19 protein-coding genes and 1 pseudogene are annotated in these 20,014 nt (G+C 38.9%); 5 read left to right on the forward strand and 15 right to left on the reverse strand.

The window, feature by feature from the left end; all coding sequences use genetic code 11:
• Positions 1-24: 24 nt before the first annotated feature.
• From ACXM0J_RS02380 to ACXM0J_RS02420, 9 genes are all read right to left on the reverse strand, one after another.
• Positions 25-1,071, reverse strand: coding sequence for an SAM-dependent methyltransferase (locus ACXM0J_RS02380; protein WP_086265887.1), 1,047 nt, complete (start codon positions 1,069-1,071; stop codon positions 25-27).
• Between the two features lie 8 nt (positions 1,072-1,079).
• The gene (locus ACXM0J_RS02385) at positions 1,080-1,859 is read right to left on the reverse strand and encodes a DUF1295 domain-containing protein (protein WP_078221117.1); all 780 of its coding nucleotides are present in this window, start codon (positions 1,857-1,859) and stop codon (positions 1,080-1,082) included.
• 29 nt (positions 1,860-1,888) lie between these two features.
• On the reverse strand, positions 1,889-3,088 hold the full coding sequence (locus ACXM0J_RS02390) for an SAM-dependent methyltransferase (RefSeq protein ID WP_086265886.1): 1,200 nt from the start codon (positions 3,086-3,088) through the stop codon (positions 1,889-1,891).
• Positions 3,085-3,876, reverse strand: coding sequence for a DUF1365 domain-containing protein (locus ACXM0J_RS02395; RefSeq protein ID WP_086265885.1), 792 nt, complete (start codon positions 3,874-3,876; stop codon positions 3,085-3,087). The genes ACXM0J_RS02390 and ACXM0J_RS02395 overlap by 4 nt, the downstream gene beginning before the upstream one ends.
• 21 nt (positions 3,877-3,897) lie before the next feature.
• Positions 3,898-5,160 (reverse strand): NAD(P)/FAD-dependent oxidoreductase, encoded by a 1,263-nt coding sequence (locus tag ACXM0J_RS02400; RefSeq protein ID WP_086265884.1) that lies wholly within the window; start codon positions 5,158-5,160, stop codon positions 3,898-3,900.
• A complete protein-coding gene (locus ACXM0J_RS02405) occupies positions 5,157-6,128 on the reverse strand; it encodes an acyl-CoA desaturase (RefSeq protein ID WP_086265883.1) in 972 nt (323 codons plus the stop codon). Before ACXM0J_RS02405 ends, ACXM0J_RS02400 begins: the two co-directional genes overlap by 4 nt.
• Before the next feature lie 119 nt (positions 6,129-6,247).
• Entirely contained in the window at positions 6,248-6,811 is a 564-nt protein-coding gene (locus ACXM0J_RS02410) for a lipocalin family protein (RefSeq protein WP_000770558.1), read from the reverse strand.
• A 96-nt stretch (positions 6,812-6,907) separates the two neighbouring features.
• Positions 6,908-8,311, reverse strand: coding sequence for a heavy metal sensor histidine kinase (locus tag ACXM0J_RS02415; RefSeq protein ID WP_086265882.1), 1,404 nt, complete (start codon positions 8,309-8,311; stop codon positions 6,908-6,910).
• Positions 8,308-8,979 (reverse strand): heavy metal response regulator transcription factor, encoded by a 672-nt coding sequence (locus ACXM0J_RS02420; RefSeq protein WP_086265881.1) that lies wholly within the window; start codon positions 8,977-8,979, stop codon positions 8,308-8,310. Before ACXM0J_RS02420 ends, ACXM0J_RS02415 begins: the two co-directional genes overlap by 4 nt.
• Positions 8,980-9,104: 125 nt before the next feature.
• Here ACXM0J_RS02420 and ACXM0J_RS02425 point away from each other — a divergent pair, with 125 nt between their 5' ends.
• On the forward strand, positions 9,105-9,572 hold the full coding sequence (locus ACXM0J_RS02425; protein ID WP_086265968.1) for a GlcG/HbpS family heme-binding protein: 468 nt from the start codon (positions 9,105-9,107) through the stop codon (positions 9,570-9,572).
• A gap of 10 nt (positions 9,573-9,582) precedes the next feature.
• Positions 9,583-9,984, forward strand: coding sequence for a hydroxyisourate hydrolase (gene uraH / locus ACXM0J_RS02430; protein ID WP_000167347.1), 402 nt, complete (start codon positions 9,583-9,585; stop codon positions 9,982-9,984).
• Positions 9,985-10,043: 59 nt separating this feature from the next.
• Here the strand turns inward: uraH and ACXM0J_RS02435 are convergent.
• Together ACXM0J_RS02435 and ACXM0J_RS02440 are read right to left on the reverse strand one after the other, a co-directional pair.
• Positions 10,044-10,242, reverse strand: a pseudogene (locus tag ACXM0J_RS02435) (hypothetical protein); the annotation flags it as partial.
• A gap of 21 nt (positions 10,243-10,263) precedes the next feature.
• Positions 10,264-11,169 (reverse strand): NAD(P)/FAD-dependent oxidoreductase, encoded by a 906-nt coding sequence (locus ACXM0J_RS02440; RefSeq protein WP_086265880.1) that lies wholly within the window; start codon positions 11,167-11,169, stop codon positions 10,264-10,266.
• Positions 11,170-11,275: 106 nt separating this feature from the next.
• Here ACXM0J_RS02440 and ACXM0J_RS02445 point away from each other — a divergent pair, with 106 nt between their 5' ends.
• Entirely contained in the window at positions 11,276-11,731 is a 456-nt protein-coding gene (locus ACXM0J_RS02445) for an Rrf2 family transcriptional regulator (RefSeq protein ID WP_086265879.1), read from the forward strand.
• A gap of 105 nt (positions 11,732-11,836) precedes the next feature.
• On the opposite strand, the gene ACXM0J_RS02450 is transcribed toward ACXM0J_RS02445, so the two are convergent.
• From ACXM0J_RS02450 to ACXM0J_RS02465, 4 genes are read right to left on the reverse strand one after another with little or no spacing between them, the layout of a single operon-like run.
• Positions 11,837-12,544: a PqiC family protein gene (locus ACXM0J_RS02450; RefSeq protein ID WP_199976161.1), complete on the reverse strand. Its 708-nt coding sequence runs from the start codon at positions 12,542-12,544 to the stop codon at positions 11,837-11,839.
• Entirely contained in the window at positions 12,534-14,201 is a 1,668-nt protein-coding gene (locus ACXM0J_RS02455) for a PqiB family protein (protein WP_086265966.1), read from the reverse strand. Before ACXM0J_RS02455 ends, ACXM0J_RS02450 begins: the two co-directional genes overlap by 11 nt.
• Positions 14,202-14,208: 7 nt before the next feature.
• Positions 14,209-15,018, reverse strand: coding sequence for a paraquat-inducible protein A (locus ACXM0J_RS02460; RefSeq protein WP_086265878.1), 810 nt, complete (start codon positions 15,016-15,018; stop codon positions 14,209-14,211).
• Complete coding sequence (locus ACXM0J_RS02465; protein WP_005068380.1) at positions 15,015-15,623, reverse strand: paraquat-inducible protein A; 609 nt, start codon at positions 15,621-15,623, stop codon at positions 15,015-15,017. The genes ACXM0J_RS02460 and ACXM0J_RS02465 overlap by 4 nt, the downstream gene beginning before the upstream one ends.
• 1,005 nt (positions 15,624-16,628) lie before the next feature.
• On the opposite strand from ACXM0J_RS02465, the gene aspT reads away from it, so the two are divergent.
• Positions 16,629-18,314 carry an aspartate-alanine antiporter gene (gene aspT / locus ACXM0J_RS02470; RefSeq protein ID WP_032005367.1) on the forward strand — a complete coding sequence of 562 codons (1,686 nt, stop codon included), beginning with the start codon at positions 16,629-16,631 and terminating at the stop codon, positions 18,312-18,314.
• A gap of 56 nt (positions 18,315-18,370) precedes the next feature.
• Positions 18,371-19,969: a bifunctional aspartate transaminase/aspartate 4-decarboxylase gene (locus tag ACXM0J_RS02475; protein ID WP_002116631.1), complete on the forward strand. Its 1,599-nt coding sequence runs from the start codon at positions 18,371-18,373 to the stop codon at positions 19,967-19,969.
• Positions 19,970-20,014: the final 45 nt, after the last annotated feature.

Below are 20,014 nucleotides of genomic sequence, written 5' to 3' on the forward strand. Positions count from 1 at the left end.
CGCCGGGATAGGCTATAGAAATTACTATGATCGCTTTTTAAATAAAAAGTGACCAATGACCCATTCTTGACCTTGCTCAAAACCAAATAACTCAGCACAAGCCATGAAGAAAATACGCCAGCGTTGCCACCAAATATTGGCATCTTTTCCATAGATTTTTTTAAACAGTGGCTTCAGTTCGACTTCTTGGTTATCCATGTTATCAAGCCAAGCATTTGCCGTTCTCATATAATGCTCACCCGACCACTGCCACTGTTGAGCCAACTCTAAATGCTCTTGAAAATGCAAAAAAGTCGAAGTCGAAGGCATTAAACCGCCAGTAAAGAAATACTTGGACATCCAATCATAATCTGATTTCACTTCAAAAGGATAATGTAAAAAGCGATGGCAAAAAATATGACACCAAAGTAAGCCGTCTGCTTTTAACCAGCCCTGAATTTTTTCAAAAAGACGTTGGTAATTACGAACGTGTTCAAACATTTCGACCGATACAACACGATCAAACTTGTCTTGGTCTAATTCAAGTACATTCACATCACAGGTGAGCACTTCAACATTGGTTAAACCTCTCAACTCTGCTTGCCGAAGAATATGCTTTTTCTGCGTTGCAGAATTTGAAACAGCCGTAATCTGTGAGCGTGGATAGTTTTCTGCCATCCACAAAGTTAAAGAGCCCCATCCACAGCCTAACTCTAAAATGTGTTGACCGTTTTTAAGTTGTGCTCTTTCACAATAAATCTGAAGAGCCAACTCTTCTGCCTCATCTAAAGTTGTGGTTTTAGTCGGGAAATAACACGCACTATATTTGAGTCTTTTTCCAAGCACCGCCTGAAAAAACTCGGTCGGCAATTCATAGTGCTGCTCATTTGCCTTATCCGTTTCAACGGCGATTTCGCTCTTCTTCAGCATATTAAGCACATCCATGTAGCGCTGCGCCCCTTGTTCAGGGTCATAACGGCCTTCTTGGATTAAGCGCTTTTTACTTAAAGCACGAATTGCAGCTCGAATTGCATGATCTGGAATCACACCACTTTCAACAATTTTCAAAGACTGATGAACAATAAAATCCATATGCGCACCTATTTTTTGGGTTTTCGCGGAATAAACATTGATGTTTTTTGTTGATAATCAAGATAATTTTGACCGCGACTTTTAATTGCTTGTTTTTCACTAAATGGAATACCCGTGACGTAATATAAAAATAGCCACATCAGTAACGGATAAATCCACAATACATATTGGCCTGCTGCTAAACCAATAATTGGGTAGGCAAACCAATGTAACCATTCAAAAAAATAATTAGGGTGACGTGAATAACGCCATAAACCCTGATCCATCGTTTTGCCATGATGATCTGGATTTAATTTAAATCGGTATAACTGCTGATCAGCGAGCTGCTCTCCAATGAAAGCAATTACCATGATGACAGCAGCAATTACTAAAGCGACTTTATATCCACTACTCCATTCAGTTGCCTCTACATTGAGGAGCATCCACATCGGCAAAAAGAACAAAAGCACTAAAAGTGTTTGAAAGATAAAAAAGAATAAAAAGCCAATATGCTGAAACTTACCCATCGCTTTACGCATGCTCGCGTAACGGCCATCTTCTTTTTGTTCAGATTGATAACGTCTTAACAGATGCCAAAATAATCTTAAAAACCATAAACCACTAAAAATACCGATAAAAAGACGCACTTCAACCGGGGCAACTGAAATGAGTAAAGAAGACACAATAATGTTTACTGCCAGACAGAAACTCCATGCAGCATCTACTATTCCAGCTCGGCCATTTAGAGTGGCAAGTAGCCAGCTCAGCAACATGATCATTAAATCTAGAATCAGTAAATTCCAAAACATGAGCAGCCTCCTTACTTGAGCTGTTTGATTTAGTAACTGGTACTTTCAAACAACAAGTGAACATTGCTTATCACGCCTTCTTTAAAACCACCTTCGCAATAACATAAATAGAAATCCCACATGCGAATGAAGTTTTCATCGAAACCTAGAGCCAATACTTGTTCCCGCGCCGCTAAAAAACGCGCTCTCCAGTGATGAAGTGTCTGCGCATAACTTAAACCAATATCATTTAAATGCTTTAACCTTAAACCACTCTCAGAAGCAGTTTTAGTTAATACACTCACACTAGGAATAAAGCTACCTGGGAAAATATAGCGCTTAATATAATCAACTGTATTTAATGCTTTTTTATACCGGAAATCTTCAATAGTAATGGCTTGAATAAATACCAACCCTTTCGGTTTTAATAGTGCTTTACATTGATCAAAGTATGTCGATAAATATTGCGCCCCAACCGCCTCAACCATTTCAATTGAAACCAGCTTATCGAATTTACCTTCGAGCAAACGGTAGTCTTTAAGTTGCACATCAATTCGATGTGCCAAGCCAGCTTCATTTACACGAGTAACCGCTTCATCATATTGAGCTTGTGAAATGGTAATGGTGGTTACTCTACAGCCATAATGTTGGGCTGCATAAATTGCAAAACCCCCCCATCCACTTCCAATTTCAACCAAATGATCTAGTGGTTTTAAATCTAACTTTTTACAAATGATCTCTTTTTTTAAATCAGATGCTTCTTCGAGGGTCATGTTTTCATTTTCAAAAACAGCGCTCGAATACATTAAAGACGGATCTAAAAATAATTTAAAAAAGTCGTTGCTTAAGTCGTAGTGCTCGGCAATATTTTTACGGCTACCACTTATAGAATTCTTTCGATTTTGATACCAAGCTTTAAGAAAAAACTGGCTCGCTTGAGCAATAACATTCTGGTTAATTTGGTCCAATACTGCTCGGTTACGTGCCAAGATCTGAATCAACTCGACAAGGTTCTCGCTGCTCCAGTCACCACGAATGTAGCCTTCTGCTGCTCCCAAAACACCATTTTTTAAAATAAGATCCATCAATAAAGGATTGTGAACTTCAATCACAGCATGTAAGTCTGAAACTTCACCGACCGTCCCATTCCACGCGCCCTGAAAAGTGATCTGTCCATGACGTAGTTTGAGAAGACTCTTGAGCAGTAACGGTAGTGAGTCATCTTCACCATAAAGAAATGTTTTTATCATGTCTTATCTACCTTGATCTTTTTAGGATGACGATAAAATGGAACTTTTTTTCGCCACAACTTAAATGCCTCTAAATATATTGAAAACAACATTTTAAAAGGCGCTAGGCTGTTTATAAGAGCATATCGATATTGCTGTGAAGGAAATGTGATGGGCACAAGCTCAAAACGCATAGTGGCATCAAAGACTTTTTTTTGCTCTTCAAAAAGCTGCATGTGAATGACATTCTGCTGATCTGAAAAACTAAATCGCCAAAGGTAAATCAACTGCATGGGCATGAACGGCGAAACATGAAATGATTTTTCAAAGTTAAAATCAAAACTCTGATAATCACCCACCTGCCCTTGTTGTTTTATACAGTCATGTGTATAGACTTTTCGTTCATTCCATGGGGTGTTGGTGATTTCACTCAGAATAAATAACGGTTTTCCAGCTTTATTTAAAACAAAATAAAATACGACCGAATTAAACCGAAAACCCAAACAACGAGGCAAAGCCAAGACACGAATTTGCCAGTCTGACCGAAGATGTAAGTGATTATTTTGCAGTATCGCTTTCTCTACTCTATCCCTTATAGAACCGTGATACATGTTTAAAAAATCATTTTTAGATAGCTTTAATACATTCCAATGATCCGTCGACCAAAGTGAACAATTTTTTGTAATATCAACTAATTGATCTGGATCGAACCATAAATAATTTAAGGTCGATGTAAACTCATGCGGTTTAGGGCTATAACGCCGATGACGAATAAGCGCAGGAGCGATAGCAAGTTTATTTAATAACATTTGAAAGCTCCTTATTTATTCTTATAAAGCTAAGAGTTGCTCAACAACTCGTGCTGCACTGCGAGCGCCGTCTTCATGAAAGCCCCAGCCCCAATATGCTCCACAAAATGAAGTACGATTTTGCCCATTAATTTCGTGCCAACGAGATTGAGCTTGAATCGCTTTTGCATCAAATACGGGATGTCGGTATTGCCGCTCAACCAAAATGTCTTCGGCTTTGATTTTCATATTCGGATTTAAAGTAGAAAAAATTTGCGTAACACAGGATAAATTCTGCAGATTATTCATCCAGTAAGTAAAACCATAATGTATGTCGGACACTTCGTTTTGAACTTGAGAAGTTGGTGTTACATGTACATGCCAGCTTGCCCACTGCAAACGGCTTTTAGGCATAATTGAAAAATCACGATGGACGACCATTCGATTATCTTGATAACCAAATTGGCTTAATATTTCTTGTTCAAGTTCTGACGCATCTTTAATTAAATTTAAGCTATCGTCAGCGTGGCTTGCAAAAATCACCCAGTCATATTGTGCTTGCCCTTCAACGGTTTCGATCAACACAGTTTCTGGTAAACGACTCACAGCTTTTACTTCTGCAAATTTCCACTCAATGGATCGGCATTTCTTTTGAATAGCACGAATATAGCTTGCCGAACCATGTTTGACTGTTTGCCATTGTGGCCGCTCTTTTAGCTGTAGCATGCGGTGATGCTGAAAAAAGCTCACGACAAATCGATATGGAATTTGCCCTACCTGCTCAACCGGAGCCGACCATAATGCCCCGCACATCGGATAAAGATGCTCATAACGGAACTCATGACTATATTTGTGAAAGTCCAAATACTCTTCAATCGATAAATTAGGATCAATATCTGCCACATCTATATCTTTATTGTCATCATAAAAACGCAGCAAATCTGAGAGCATTTGCAGAAATTTTCGGTTTAAAAAGTTTTGCGGACGGGCAAAGAGCGACCATTTTTTTGAAGGATTATATTGAAGTCCACTGACCAGATTATTCACTGAAAAACTCATATCGCTGCTTTGAGTTTCTACGCCTAATTTTTTAAGCATGTTGGCAAATAACGGATAGTTATAGTCATTAAACACAATAAAACCACTATCTACCGCGACTTTAGTGCCTTCTATCTCTAGCTCGTGAGTGTCAGTATGACCGCCAAAATAGTTATTTTTTTCATACACAGTGACTTGATGTAGTTCTGACAATCTCCAAGCCGCGTAAAGTCCAGATATGCCCGAACCAATAATGGCAATTTTCATAACACTTCACCGTTTTCAATTTTTTCTATCGATAAATTTTTAATCTTTTTATATTGATAAACCTTGTCTGGTACTGGCTTTAGCCCCCACACCAAACCAAATATAGACATCAGTTTGAGCACATAAAAAGTGATATCAATCTGCCACCAATAAAAACCTTGTCGCACACTGCCTGCGTAAAAGTGATGGTTGTTGTGCCATCCTTCTCCCAAGGTAATTAAAGAAAGTAGGAAGTTATTACGGCTATCATCTGGGGTGTTAAACTCACGTGAGCCATAACGATGAGCGAGTGAATTAATACACAAGGTTGCATGTGTTAATAGAACAGTGGAAATCACAAATCCCCACACTAAAAGTTGTAAGCCATTGGTACCCAACTCAGGGAAATGTTGTGCAAGCCACGAACCTAAACCATAAATTGCTAAGGCCGTCAAAATCACAATAGGCAAACTAAATCGGTCTAGCCAAATCAGTTCTGGATATTTCAACCAGTCTTTAATGACTTTTTTTCGAGTAGCAAAATTTTGCTCATTTAAAAACCAGCCTACATGCGAATACCAAAAGCCTGCTTTTGCTGAATGCGGGTCCTGATCGGTGTCGGTAAAGTGATGGTGATAACGGTGATGGGCTGCCCACCATAAAGGTCCGCGCTGCGCACTCATGGTTCCGATCAGTACAAAAATGAATTGAACAATACGTGATGTCTGAAAAGTTTTATGCGAAAGATAGCGGTGGAAAAAAGCAGTAATTGCAAACATGCGAAGAAAATAAAACCCCAGCATGAAGATCACAGCAAACCAAGATACGCCCACCCAAAATGCAGCTAAACAAGCGATATGTAATAAAATAAAAGGAATAATTCTTAACCATTGAATTTTCTTTTCAATGACATATTCGCTAGAAGCACCCACTTGCGCATTTTCTGAATCTGACCAGCTATCGATCCAGCGCAGAAAAAATTTAGACATTGATTCTTCCTGATCTAAAGCATTTCTTTTGGTTCTAATTTAGAAAATGCGCAATGAATTTTATGTGAAGTTCACTCGGTTACGAGATAAATATAAGCATCTACGCAACCAGCATTTCACTATTTAGACTGTGTTGTTTTAACGAGTTTAGAAACGTCGTAGCCATAGCTTTTTGCGGTTTGCAGATAAGATTGATATGTCGCCTCATCAAGTTGAGGGCTACGAGAAAGAATCCATAAATATTTATGGCTTGGGCCACCCACTAAAGCGACCTGATAATTTGGGTCAACTCTTAAAACCCAGTAATCGCCTTTTGTAAAAGGAATCCATCTAAGACCAGAAGGTAAAAAGCTCACCTTCAATTTACTGTTGCCTTCATTTTGCGGATAAGCAACTCCTTCAGATGAGATCATTTCGCCTTTTTTTGTCGTACAGCTATTTAAAACACCAACGGTTTTGTCCGCGTTAATAGAATAGTTTGCAGTTGTATTGGCTACACAATTACGCTGAAAAAACATCGGTAAATGCGCAATTTCATACCACTTACCTGCGTATTTATTAATATCAATAGAATCAACAGCGACAGGTTTAGTATTGGTGTCTGCAAAGGTGCTCAAAGGAAGCATTAAACTGACCGCCGCAAGGCTACTGCTGATGACAAGTGATTTAAATAATAATTTCATGATTGCCCTCTTCTGTTTATTTCATACGTTTAAACATACGTCAGAGGGCTGTGAACAAAGTGTGAATTTTAAAAATTAAGCAACATTAATAAGGATTTAATTGTATTTCTTTAGTGCATCTGCAACTGGAAAATCAAGCTCAAAGCACACACCCTCGACGGTGTTATAAACTCGATAGCGGGCATGATGTAGATCCATAATTGAAGCAACAATCGACAAACCTAATCCACCTGTTTGATTCTCATCACTTCGACTTGAATGGCATTGGTAAAATCTTTCAAAAAGATGCTCAAGTTGATGTTCAGCAATTGAAATACCACCCGTTACCACAGTCAGACTCACCCATTGCTTATGCTCAATCATCTTATGTTTTGTTGCGATATAAATAGTTCGCTTGTCACCACCATGAACCAACGCATTTAAAATCAGGTTATAAACGGCTCTTTGAAAAAGCTCAGGATCTGCAAATAACGTTTGAGCTTCTAAGTTAAAACTAAAATGACAGTCTTGTTCCTCGGCCTGATATTCAAAAATCTGGCATAACCTATCAATAACATCTTGGATATTTATTTCTTGTTTATTTACAAGCACCATTTTCTGATCGGCTCTTGCCAAGAAAAGCATGCTATCAATCATGCGTTTTAATCTGTGGTAATCGTCTAAATGAGACACCAGCAAATCTTCATATTGCTCAACCGAACGTTCGCCAGTTAAAGCAATCTCGGTTTGCCCAATCAGATTATTTAAAGGTGTGCGGAACTCATGAGCGATATCTTCAGAAAAACGGTTGAGCTGCGTATAGCCCTTTTCAATACGCTCAAGCATGTGGTTTATATCTTTTGAAAGCAGATCAACTTCTAAAGGTGAATTTGGGAGGTTTAACCGTTTTTGTAGCTGATTTACGTTAATAGAATGAGTTTGCTTGCGAAGCTGTTGTAGCGACTTTAAACCTAAATGACACACTAAAATGCAAAGCACAAAGATCGCAAACACGCCCCCGACCACATACATCAAGAGACTTTCTTGAAAAGGTAAAAGAATATTAATGCGTTCCGACCATTGTTTACCTGCAATGAGCAGATAAGGTTCGTTATTAATTTTTATGGATTTCCAAGCAATGCGCGTTGGATATGAGTTGTTAGCTAAATCTTGAAATTGAAGACTGTCGCGCTGTGCAAGTTCAGGTAGTTGAATGTGAAGCGGATTGATATTAATTAAAGTTTTGTCTTTATGAATAAGCAGAAATAAGTTGTCTTGATTGCCAAGCATGTTTTGATACAGCTTAGGCCGCGCAATGATTTGCTCTACATTTTCGCTATCTTGTAGCAAAATTTCCAAACGGTTAATTCTGTCTGCTAAAGCTTTATCTTGTTGCTTTAATAAAATCTGGTTAATACCCAAATAGGTCATAAAGCCGACTGAACATAAAATTAAGGCAGAACAAAGCGTGACCAGTAATGTAATACGGACTTCAAGAGAACGTAGAAATTTAAAGTTCATAAGCTAACCGAAATTTTATAGCCCAAGCCACGTATGGTATGAATAAGTTTTAATTCATATCCCTCATCAATTTTGCTTCGTAAACGGCGTACAGCTACATCAATAAAGTTTGTATCAGTGTCAAAGTTAATATTCCAAACTTCGGAACCAATTTGTCTGCGTGTCACAATTTGCTCTTTGTTGAGCAATAAATAACGCAACAAATTAAATTCGGTTTTACTCAGTTCAATTAAGTTTCCGTTACGCCATACTTTATGGCCGACCACATCCATTTTTAAATCACTAATAGACAACTCGTTTTCTTGCAGATACTGTTGTCGTCTTAACAGACTTTTAATACGTGCCAACAATTCAATATAGGAAAATGGTTTAGCCAAGTAATCATCTGCACCCAACTCTAACCCTTTCACTCTATCCATCACCTGATCTTTCGCCGTTAAAAAAATCACCGGAATTTTTGAAAACTGGCGTAGGACTTGTAATACGCTCCAGCCGTCTATGTCCGGCAGCATGACATCAAGAATAAGCAAGTCATATTGTTCTCTCTTTAGCATTTCCAAACCTTGCAGCCCTAAGTGAACACACTCCGCTTGATATCCAGACTCTTTTAATCCTTTGACCAAATAAGTGGCGATCTTGATCTCGTCTTCAATAATAAGGATACGCATTTTGTAGAGACTCATTTGAAAGATGACAACTTTGTAATGTGATTGTCATGCTTGAAATTAAGCAATTTGTTTAAGATTTTCAAAGCGACATAGAGGCAATCATCATGAAAAAATTGAACTGGCTGATGTTATCAGCCGTGCTATTCGGTAATAGTACTTTTGCACAGCCCCCTGCTTTGAATCAAGTTTATTCGTTAGATCTTCAAACTGCCCACCTGCTAGCCGACAGTGCAAAAGAGGCATGCAAAAAATTAAATCAAAACATTGCGGTTGTTGTTGTAGATCGCGGTGGTAATCCATTAACTGCCGAACGGCATGAGTTGGTGGGCCCGCATAACTTAATGGCTGCCGAGAAAAAAGCCTATACCGCGTTATCTACCAAAACATCGACCTTAGTTTTAAGCCAAAACAGTAACCAAAACCCCGATGCAAAAAATTTAACTACCGTAGCAAATTTACTTTTGTTAGGCGGTGGCGTACCTGTCCGTTTTGAGAACCAAGTGATCGGTGCTATTGGAGTTGCGGGTGCTGGCGGCGCACAGAATGACAATCAATGCGCAAGCAAAGCCATTGAAACCGTTTTTCATTCATAAGGAGTTCATCATGACTAAATCATTTATTGCTTTATCTTCATTATTTATAGCTTCAGCTACATTTGCACAAACTAATCCACTAAGTGTGCATGTGTTAAACCTAGAGACGGGTTTACCCTCTTCTCAAGTTGAAGTGGTTTTAGAAAAAAATACCAATAACCAGTGGGTTAAACTCAATCAGCAAGTGACCGATTCAAATGGTCGTATTACTGCGCTCTATCCAGAAAATAAAAAACTAGAGCAAGGAGTTTATAAAGTTACCTTTAAAACTGAAGACTGGTTTAAGAAGAACAAACAACAAACTTTTTTTGCCGAGGTTCCAGTAATTTTTAAAGTCGATGGAAGCGTAAATCACTACCATATTCCTTTATTACTTAGCCCTTACGGTTATTCAACTTATAGAGGCAACTAAAAATAAAACCCCTTTATCTGTTGTTCACAAATAAAGGGGTTGGTTAAAAACGATGCGTTTTACGAACAAACACGATTGCTAATAACCGATTTTTTGTTTGAATCTAGCGCCACAATTGAAGAAGAAACCGTATTAATGATTTGAGTCATTGCTTCTTGAAGCATTCACAATACCTTCCATCTTTTTAGCTTTCTGATCAATCGGCTGCTTAAAAGCAATTCGACAATTGAGCTGAGATCCTGCATTAGTGATGATCTTAGAGAATGCAGTTTTCCTAATTTACGATGAACCATTAAGAATAAGCGAACGGTGAGCGCTTACCCCTGCCATCATTCCATCTGCAACTGCGAATGGAACCGAACCACCTAAACGTGCAATATCACCGCAAGCAAAAATCCCTTTTACCGTGGTGTCTTTTGTCGCGTTTGTTTTGATTATTTGTCCAAACGGCGTGTCTTCGACTTCACATCCAAGCTCGGCCAGCCAAGGTTGAGTAATATATGTACGTGTTGGAATAAACAGTCCATCCAGAGCAATAACCTTTCCATCGGTAAACACAATCTCTGCCTCACTTCTGATTTCCTGAATAACACATGGCTCTACAATCACTCCACGTTTTTGTAAGGAAGTATGCCATTCTGTATGAATGAGTTGATCATTTCCATTAAGTAAAAGCGTGGTTGGGCCCCAATCAGGCAGCATCATCGCCAATTGTAAGCTGTGTTCTGACGTGGCCAAAATACCGATTTTTCCTTTTTCTAACTCGTATCCATGGCAATATGGACAATGAAAAACCGTTTTCCCCCATCTTTCAGCCAAACCCGCTATTTCTGGCAACTGATCACTAACTCCTGCCGCAATAATAATTTTTTTAGTTTGAATGGAATACACTCCATCAATACAAATACAAAAACCTTCATCTATTTTTGCAATTTTTTTAACTCTCCCATTTTGCCATTCAACAGTGCTATAAACTTCTAATTGTTTTTTTGCAATTTCAACAATTTCATTAGCTTGAGTTCCATCTTGGGTAAGGAATCCATGAGAATATTCAGCAAAACGATTTCTTCTTTGCCCTGCATCAATTATCGCAATATTTCTACGTGCACGGGCCAACGGCATTGCTGCTGATAAACCCGCATAACTGCCACCAATAATCGCAACGTCATACAGCATTTTATTCACCCTCAATAAGTAACTTATGAAGTTACATTAATGCCTTTTATTTTAATTTGCAACTTTTCATGTTACATTTTATACATTCTATTGATCGCGCTGTTTTTTTGTGCTTATGCGTACAGACAATAAACTTTCCCGAATACTTCATGTGCTTTTACACATGGCGAGGCAAAATCGCAGTTTTACTTCTGAAGAAATTGCCAAAATGTTATCAACTAATCCTGTAGTTATTCGTCGTACCATGATTGGGTTAAAACAGGCTAACTTTGTACAATCAGAGAAAGGGCCTGGCGGTGGTTGGCACTTAATAGGAGATATAGAAAAAATTACGCTTCTTGATATTTATAAGGCTGTTGGTGAACCTACAATTTTTGCAATCGGCAATGAAAGAAAAAATCCGGAATGTGCTGTAGAACAAGTCGTCAATGCAGCTCTAGATACAAGTATTCAAGCTGCACACGCGATTTTGATTCAACGTTTAAAAGAAACTACCCTAGCCGATCTTGCAAGATCATTTGATCAAATTTGTATTGAAAAAGGATGGGATTTAAAACACTCACATGAGTAAATTTTTCCTCACAGCTTTTAACCAACAACTAAAGAACTCAAAACCGGATGGAGTTATCAAATTTTATCCGGCATTTAACCGGATAAAACGTGTATAGATTTAATATTAAGAACAAACACCATTGCTAATAACGGATTTTTTGTTTGAATCTAGCGCTACAATTGAAGAAGAAACCGTATTAATGATTTGAGTCATTGCTTCACTTGAAGCATTCACAATACCTTCCATCTTTTTAGTTTTCTGATCAATTGGCTGCTTAAAAGCAATTCGACAATTGAGCTGAGATCCTGCATTCGTGATGACTTTTGCATTATTTGACTCTAATTGAGTGGGCGGTATTTGACGCTTCACTACCCAAGACACCGCAATATTAATATAGCTTTTATCTACAATATCAAAATGAGAAAAGTCTGTAGAAACTCGATATAAAGGCTGATTATTTCCAGCTAGCCCACTGCTATAACTGTCAATTGCCCCTAATTTTTGCTGTAAACCCGCCGACAAGGTATCGCGTAATTGCGTACCCATGGTCGATGTCCAGCGTTCATTGTTTAACACCGTAGACTTACCACTACTGTCTTGGAGTACCAAAGGCGCACGGTCCAATCGGTCTGGAATCCCGACGGGTAATACCTCAATCACCTGCACAGTTGATTTTGTAGCCGCAGTAATTTTAGGGGACATCGTATAATAATTTGGCGTTGGCGAACTCGAACATGCCGTCATGGCAACAGCCGTTAAAAACAGGCCGCTCCCAAGCAGCCAGTTGGCTGCTTTAGGATGTTGAAAAGATAGAGTGTTTTTATTTTTCATCATCGGTCTCTGGTGTCTTACCACGAATAATTGATTCAGGATGTTGCTCAATATAGTCTGCCATTAACTGTAATGAAGCAGCCGCACGTGTCATTTGCTGCAATGCTTTACGTACGTCTTGTTGTAACGGCGCATCGCTCGACAAAATAGACTCTGACGATCTTACAGTTTTACGAACATCGTCTAAGGTTGCTTGTAAACCAGGTGCAACTTTTCCATCTAACTGTTTAACCAGTTTGTCGGTAGACTCAATGGCTGTGTTCATATTGTTGAGCGTTTTACGTACATCTTGCCCAATCTCAACTAACGGGAATTTGGTTAACTTGTCAGCAATCTGAGAAACTTGTGCTTGTAAGCCACTCAGTTCGGTTGGTGTAGTTGGAATCACCACACGGTCATCACTCAAAATTTGTAATGTGGCTGGCTTAGCTTTAGGGAACTTATCTAGGGCAATATAGTTTTGGCCCGTGAGAAGGTTGCCTGTTCTCATTTGAGCACGCCATCCATGTTCAACAAAATCTTTGAAAATATTGCTGTTTGGATTGAGTGCCTGCCTATTCTCAACGCGTGACGGATAGATGACCGCCTCAACACGCATACGAATCTGCTTATAGTTGTTATAAAACTCTGCATTAATCGATTTAACATTACCAATTTCAATGCCCATGAAATCAATTGGTGCGCCAACAGACAGTCCACGTAATGAATGATCAAAGTACATGATCACACCACGAGGTTGTCCATCCGGTTCTTTTAATGCCTCAGTTTTCGAATCCCACAGATTAAAGCGACTATGATTTGCCGCTGTGGTAGCACGCGAACTTTCAGGAATTCCAAAAGCAATACCGCCCGCGACAATACTTGCCAGCGATTGAGTATCTAAACTAAATCCTGAAGCATTCAAGCTCACATCAATACCACTCGCCTGCCAAAACCGTGCGTCGGTGGTGACAAACTTATCATATGGTGCACGGATAAAAGTTTGTAGCTCTACAGTTTTACCATCGTTAGACAATTTATAGGCTGTAATTTGGCCCACATTAATTCGACGATAATAAATTGGAGAACCGACATCTAAAGACCCCAAGTCATCTGCATTTAAGAAAAATTCTTTGCCCGGTACATCGGAAGTAATCACTGGCGGTACTTCTAAGCCAGTAAATTCGAGCTTTTTCTCTTCCGACTTACCACCATCCACTTCAATATATGAACCTGACAATAATGTGTCTATTCCTGAAACCCCACTCGTCCCAATCCGAGGTCGCACGACCCAAAACCGTGAATCTTTTGCGGCAAAGTTACTCGCATCTTTACGCAAATCAATTCTGGCAATCACGTGTGAACGGTCTTCTGAAAGATCAATCTGCCGTACTACGCCAATATCCACCTGTTTATAACGAACCGTTGTTTTACCTGCGACCAATCCCTCAGCCGTCCTAAAAGATACGTCAATGGTCGGGCCGTGAGACAAGAGCGCTTTTATCGCTAATGAAAGCGCGATTAAAAGAGCAATCAATGGAATGAGCCAAATTAAAAGAGGCTTCCACCGACTTTTCTTTTCTTGGGGTTCTGGCAAATCATTCACGCTATCCAGTTCAACATCTGGATCACGACGATCTGAGTTACCAGGGGTTATTTCATTTTCAGACATACTCATTGTTCTTTTATTGACTGGGATTAATGGAATCATTATTCAACGGCGGGTGTTCAGCCTGAATAATCTTGGTTTTGTTTGAGGCAAAAGTAGAAGGTTTATTTGTATTTTGAGATGCGTAGAAGTTATCCCAAATAAGTCGTGGGTCAAAACTTAAAGATGCAAACATGGTTAACACCACAACCGCACCAAAAGCGATCGAACCCGGCCCTGCTAAAATCGTAGCAAGCGACTGAATCTGAATGAGCGCTGTTAAGAGTGCCACCACAAATACGTCAATCATTGACCAACGGCCGATAAACTCGACAACTCGATATAATTTAACGCATTGCTCAGGTAAAAACTTCCATGCTGACGATTGTTGAAGATATACCGCCACCAATAAAAAATACAAAATCAGTAGCTTTAGCATGGGAATAAAAATACTGGCCATGAAAATGACCGCTGAAACCAGATAGTCTCCACTTTGCCAAAAGTAAATGACCCCACTCATGATGGTATCTTGCTGGCTACCCAACAGTGAGTCAGTCACCGTCATTGGAAGTACATTGGCTGGAATATAGAGAATGGTCGCAGCCACCACTAAAGCAAAAGTTCGATTTAAACTCGCTGGTTTACGTGAATGCAGCACGCTATTACAACGAATACAACGTAACACCTGATGGCTTTGGTTGAGTCGTCTCTTTTCATTTTGAGCAGAATTTACGACGCCACAGCAGTGACAGACAATTAATGAGAGATCTTTGGCTCGTGGGTATTGCTTAAGCGCTGCCCCTTGCTGTGAGCTTTGTGTTGGGGTCACATTTTTTATCGTTTTCATGGCAGTGACCTATCAATTTCGTTCCATATATCACTCACCTTTATGGAAGTAATATAGACCAACAATACACTTAAAATCGCAAATGCCCATAACGCAATCTCGGGAATCACCAACACCATTCCCATTAACTTCACAAGCGTGACCAAGATTCCAATTAAGAACACCTCAACCATTCCCCACACTCTCATAAAATAAAGTGTACGTAAGGCAAATACTAAAAATGTGGGTCTTTTCTTCAATACGCTTACTGTGCCCAACACATAGGAGAGTAATAAAAGATAGGAAAGTGGCACAATAAAAGTGGTGATTAAAATAAGAATGCCAACAAAAGCCCGATCATAATGAAACATTACCCAGACCGCACCAAGTAAGGTGGTTTCAGAGATGTTGCCCTGCAATTCAATTTTTACAATAGGAAAGCTATTGGCAATAACAAATACGATCAACGCCGTTAAGATTAAAGCCAACAGCGTCGAAAAAGGTTTGGTGTGCCGATAGAGTTCAGCACCGCAGCATAAGCAATAAGCTCTTTTTCCATAAGCAAGCGGGGTTCTACGATAGACAGTATCGCATTCCTCACAACCTGCTAATTCTTTAAGCTTCATAGTTATACTCTGAGATTTATAGTTTTAACTGTGTCACACAAAACTCTTTTTATTACTAAGGTAAATTAAAATATAAATCAATCGAAAAACTATCCAAGTCATCATAAATTTTGAGATGAAAATTACCGTGTACTGTTCAATATATTATTGAAACTGCTGAATAATCTGTACAAATTCTGTGGCCAAATTAAAATAGAACCTAAAAGTCAAAGGCTTAAGCTGAGATAACACAGTTTTATGACCAAAATATATGAGATCAGCATGTGACAGGACGAAACCATCAAAAAATTAGCATTTCTGAACAGTACGGCATGTGAGTCATTGGGAAAACAGTACAAAAGAATAGCGTGTTGGTTATAGAGGCGGACAGAGATTTACTTAAAAATATGAGCGGTCATAGAGTAGTTAAAGTTTTTTAATAACCATAACCCTCTCTTTTTAATATGATAATTTTAATTAAGATATAAAATAAAAATATTAATCACTTTCATATTCAAATATACATTCCATTTAAGAACGGCAATTTCAAATCTTATATTTTTCTTTAAAAATAAATATCATTATAAAGATTAATTTAAATATATTAAAAATTAATTTATGCGACATAATTATCAAAAAATTAATTTTAAGTAGATTGTTTTTTAATTTATATAAAAATTAGGACCAGCCTAACAATTAAAAATTAATCACTTAAATATCAACAAACTAAAAACTTGTTTTCAAGATTAGATATAAGCAAGACGCTTTAATTTCATAAAATATTCTTTATATTATTGTAAATAAATTTTAACTATGATTAAAAAATTAATAGTTGATTTAAACACTCAGAATTACCACCACCCCTTGGATCACAAGCATTTTAAACTCATTAATTCTTATAATTAAACTTAAGAAAACCACCAAACTTAAAGGTTTGCTTAAGTAATTTTCATATTGTATTTTAAAAATGAAAAATAAATAAATTTATATATTAAAGATAGATCTAATAATAAAAGTGAGATCAAAATGATTGAATGGTTACAAGGTGTTTTAAAGCACAGCCCCGAAATATTATTGTTCTTATCACTCGCAATAGGCTTCTGGATTGGACAATTCCAGTTTGGAAAGTTTCAGTTTGGCGGAGTCGCAGGCTCCTTACTCGTCGCAGTTGTTTTAAGTCTTATTGGCGTACCTGTCGATAACGGCGTTAAAGCAATTTTATTTGCTCTCTTCATTTACGCAGTAGGCTTTGAAAGTGGCCCTCAGTTTTTTAAATCACTGGGTCCACAGTCCATAAAAGAAATTTTATTAGCAGTATTCATGGCAGTGTGTGGTTTAGTCACTGTTTTAGTGATGGCTAAAATTTTTCATCTCGATAAAGGCTTGGCTGCGGGTCTCGCTGCGGGCGGCATGACTCAATCAGCCATTATTGGGACTGCGGGAGATGCAATTTCTAGACTCGATCTCCCACTCGCAGAAATTCAAAGACTTCAAGCAAATGTCGCGATTGGCTATGCGGTCACTTACATTTTTGGTTCATTGGGAGCAATTATTGTCTGTGTGAATATCTTACCTAAATTTATGGGTAAAGAAATTCACGACGATGCTTTAAAAGCTCAGAGTGAGCGGCTAAAAGGTGCTTTTGAATTAGCCCCAGGCCAAGAACTGGCAATGCCCGAAATTGTTGGCCGTATTTATAAAGTTAAACAAGCCAATGGCCAAACTATTGCGGAAATTGAAGCAAAAGAGCCGAGTATTACGATTGAACGGTTAAAACGTAAAGATCAGTTTATTGATGTCGCTCCCGAGCTAACTTTACAAACAGACGATGTCATCTTATTGGTTGGTCGCCGTGCCAGTGTGGTTTCAGTTGCCGAGCAAATCGGTAGCGAATTACAGTCATCGCAAGGTATGGAAATGATTATGGATACCAGCGATGTCATCCTAAGAAATTCCAAATATCTCAACCGTACCTTAGGAGACATTAAGGCCAATACGCCTGCGTATTTAAAGCACGGTATTTATGTACTTGCGATTAAGCGTAAGGATGAGCCACAACCTTTAAGTGACGATACTGTTCTACGACAAGGCGATGTGGTCACTGTATACGGAACAAAAAGCGACCTCGACCGCTTGGTGAAAGAAGCAGGTAAAGCCCTACCTGAAAGTTTAAAAACGGACTGGATTTTCCATGGTGCAGGCCTTGTGGTTGGCTTAGTGATTGGTCTTTTTGTGATTCGTTTGGGTGATGTGCCATTAACTCTTGGTGCTGGTGGCGGTGCTTTACTATCAGGTCTTCTGTTTGGTTGGATTCGAAGTCGAAATCAGGTGCATGGCAATATGCCTTTAGCGGCTTCACAGCTTCTTAAAGATTTGGGTCTTGCAGGCTTCGTTGCTGCTGTCGGCTTACAATCAGGTTTACAAGCTATTCAAACCATTAAAGAAAGTGGTCTTTCACTCTTTATGATTGGAGTTGTGGTAACACTGGTTCCACTCCTACTTTCCATGCTCTTTGCTCGTTATGTTCTGCGTTATGACAACGTTGCAGTAATGGCAGGTGCACTATCTGGTTCACGCAGTGCAAACCCTGCATTTGGTGCAATTTTAGACAAAGCAGGAAACTCGATTCCGACCGTTCCATTTGCAATTACCTATGCCCTAGCAAATGTGTTCTTAACCTTACTCGGACCACTGATCGTAGGCTTGGCCTGATTTTATACATTGAATTAGAAATTTTATTCATCCCACTATAATTAAGGAGACATCCCATGGGGAAAGTCGATTATTCTAAATACGCAAAACTCAGCCCATTTGAACTAAAAGATAATTTAATAGAATTAGCTCAAAGCAGAACTGACCGAATGATGCTAAATGCTGGTCGTGGTAATCCAAACTTTCTTGCTACCATCCCACGTAGAGCTTTCTTTCAGCTGGGTTTGTTTTCTGCGACCGAATCCGAATTTTCATTTTCCTATATGCCGGAAGGTTTAGGTGGCTTCCCGCGCCCCGTTGGACTCCAGTCACGTTTTGATAACTTCATTTTGGAAAACCGTGACAAACCCGGTGTGGTCTTTTTAGGTAAAGCCGTGTCTTATGTGCGCGACCAGTTAGGCTTAGACCCAGATCTTTTTTTACTTGAAATGGTTGAAGGGATTTTAGGCTGTAACTATCCAGTACCAGACCGAATGCTTCGAGTGAGTGAAACAATTATTAAAGAGTACGTCTTAAGGGAAATGGGCGTACAAGGCATGCAAAAAAGAGACTTAGATCTGTTTGCGGTCGAAGGCGGAACAGCCGCAATGGCCTATATTTTTAACTCATTAAAAGAAAATAAAATTATCAAAAATGGCGACCGTATTGCCATTGGTAGCCCTATTTTCACACCATATCTTGAGATTCCAAAACTCAATGACTACCAGCTTGAAGAAGTATTGATTGAAGCCGACCCTAAACTCGGTTGGCAATATCCAGAATCGGAGCTTAGAAAGTTAGAAGATCCGTCTATTAAAGCTTTCTTTTTAGTCAACCCAAGTAACCCACCATCGGTGAAAATGAGTGATGAAGGACTTGCGATTTTGGCCGATATCGTCAAAAAACGCCCTGATCTGATTATTTTGACCGATGACGTTTACGGTACGTTTGCAGATAACTTCAAATCACTTTTTGCAATCTGTCCTGACAATACAATTTTGGTTTATTCATTCTCTAAATACTTTGGTGCGACTGGTTGGCGACTTGGTGTCATTGCACTTTCAAATAACAATGTGCTTGATAAACAAATTGCGAACTTATCGAAAAAAGAGAAGAAAGAGCTTGAAGAGCGCTATTCATCTTTAACTACCGACCCAGCAAGCATTAAGTTTATTGACCGCTTAGTTGCCGATAGCCGAAATGTTGCTTTGAACCATACCGCTGGTCTGTCTACCCCGCAGCAAGTTCAAATGGTTTTATTTGCACTATTTAATATGATGGACTCACGCCAAAGCTATAAAAAAGCTGTTAAATCTGTTGTTCGTGAACGCGATGCAGCACTTTATAGACAGCTTGGTGTCGAGGTTCCAACAGATCCAAATGCTGTGGACTACTACACCCTAGTCAACCTTGAAAACACATCACGGACTCTCTATGGAGATGAGTTTGCCGATTGGGTTATGAAAAATAAAAATCCGACCGAGCTATTATTTAGAGTTGCCGATGAAACAGGTGTGGTTTTATTACCCGGTTCTGGCTTCGGTGTACAGCACCCTTCTGCCCGTGCATCTTTAGCTAACCTGAATGAATATCAATATGCTGCAATTGGTGATTCTCTAAGACGCTTTGCAGATGAAGCTTATGCAGAATATTTAAAAACTAAAAAAGGCAAATAAGCACCTATATACAGTGAGGCTCTAGCAGCCTCACTTTTTCCTTTC

The sequence above is a fragment of the Acinetobacter sp. GRABPA_MV_2 genome, from assembly GCF_056725885.1.

What these genes read in the sequence shown, in the direction of transcription:
- ACXM0J_RS02380 (WP_086265887.1), bottom strand. Translation starts at nt 1,071, where the DNA reads ATGGATTTTATTGTTCATCAGTCTTTGAAAATTGTTGAAAGTGGTGTG.
- ACXM0J_RS02385 (WP_078221117.1), bottom strand. Translation starts at nt 1,859, where the DNA reads ATGTTTTGGAATTTACTGATTCTAGATTTAATGATCATGTTGCTGAGC.
- ACXM0J_RS02390 (WP_086265886.1), bottom strand. Translation starts at nt 3,088, where the DNA reads ATGATAAAAACATTTCTTTATGGTGAAGATGACTCACTACCGTTACTG.
- ACXM0J_RS02395 (WP_086265885.1), bottom strand. Translation starts at nt 3,876, where the DNA reads ATGTTATTAAATAAACTTGCTATCGCTCCTGCGCTTATTCGTCATCGG.
- ACXM0J_RS02400 (WP_086265884.1), bottom strand. Translation starts at nt 5,160, where the DNA reads ATGAAAATTGCCATTATTGGTTCGGGCATATCTGGACTTTACGCGGCT.
- ACXM0J_RS02405 (WP_086265883.1), bottom strand. Translation starts at nt 6,128, where the DNA reads ATGTCTAAATTTTTTCTGCGCTGGATCGATAGCTGGTCAGATTCAGAA.
- ACXM0J_RS02410 (WP_000770558.1), bottom strand. Translation starts at nt 6,811, where the DNA reads ATGAAATTATTATTTAAATCACTTGTCATCAGCAGTAGCCTTGCGGCG.
- ACXM0J_RS02415 (WP_086265882.1), bottom strand. Translation starts at nt 8,311, where the DNA reads ATGAACTTTAAATTTCTACGTTCTCTTGAAGTCCGTATTACATTACTG.
- ACXM0J_RS02420 (WP_086265881.1), bottom strand. Translation starts at nt 8,979, where the DNA reads ATGCGTATCCTTATTATTGAAGACGAGATCAAGATCGCCACTTATTTG.
- ACXM0J_RS02425 (WP_086265968.1), top strand. Translation starts at nt 9,105, where the DNA reads ATGTTATCAGCCGTGCTATTCGGTAATAGTACTTTTGCACAGCCCCCT.
- uraH (WP_000167347.1), top strand. Translation starts at nt 9,583, where the DNA reads ATGACTAAATCATTTATTGCTTTATCTTCATTATTTATAGCTTCAGCT.
- ACXM0J_RS02445 (WP_086265879.1), top strand. Translation starts at nt 11,276, where the DNA reads ATGCGTACAGACAATAAACTTTCCCGAATACTTCATGTGCTTTTACAC.
- ACXM0J_RS02450 (WP_199976161.1), bottom strand. Translation starts at nt 12,544, where the DNA reads ATGAAAAATAAAAACACTCTATCTTTTCAACATCCTAAAGCAGCCAAC.
- ACXM0J_RS02455 (WP_086265966.1), bottom strand. Translation starts at nt 14,201, where the DNA reads ATGAGTATGTCTGAAAATGAAATAACCCCTGGTAACTCAGATCGTCGT.
- ACXM0J_RS02460 (WP_086265878.1), bottom strand. Translation starts at nt 15,018, where the DNA reads ATGAAAACGATAAAAAATGTGACCCCAACACAAAGCTCACAGCAAGGG.
- ACXM0J_RS02465 (WP_005068380.1), bottom strand. Translation starts at nt 15,623, where the DNA reads ATGAAGCTTAAAGAATTAGCAGGTTGTGAGGAATGCGATACTGTCTAT.
- aspT (WP_032005367.1), top strand. Translation starts at nt 16,629, where the DNA reads ATGATTGAATGGTTACAAGGTGTTTTAAAGCACAGCCCCGAAATATTA.
- ACXM0J_RS02475 (WP_002116631.1), top strand. Translation starts at nt 18,371, where the DNA reads ATGGGGAAAGTCGATTATTCTAAATACGCAAAACTCAGCCCATTTGAA.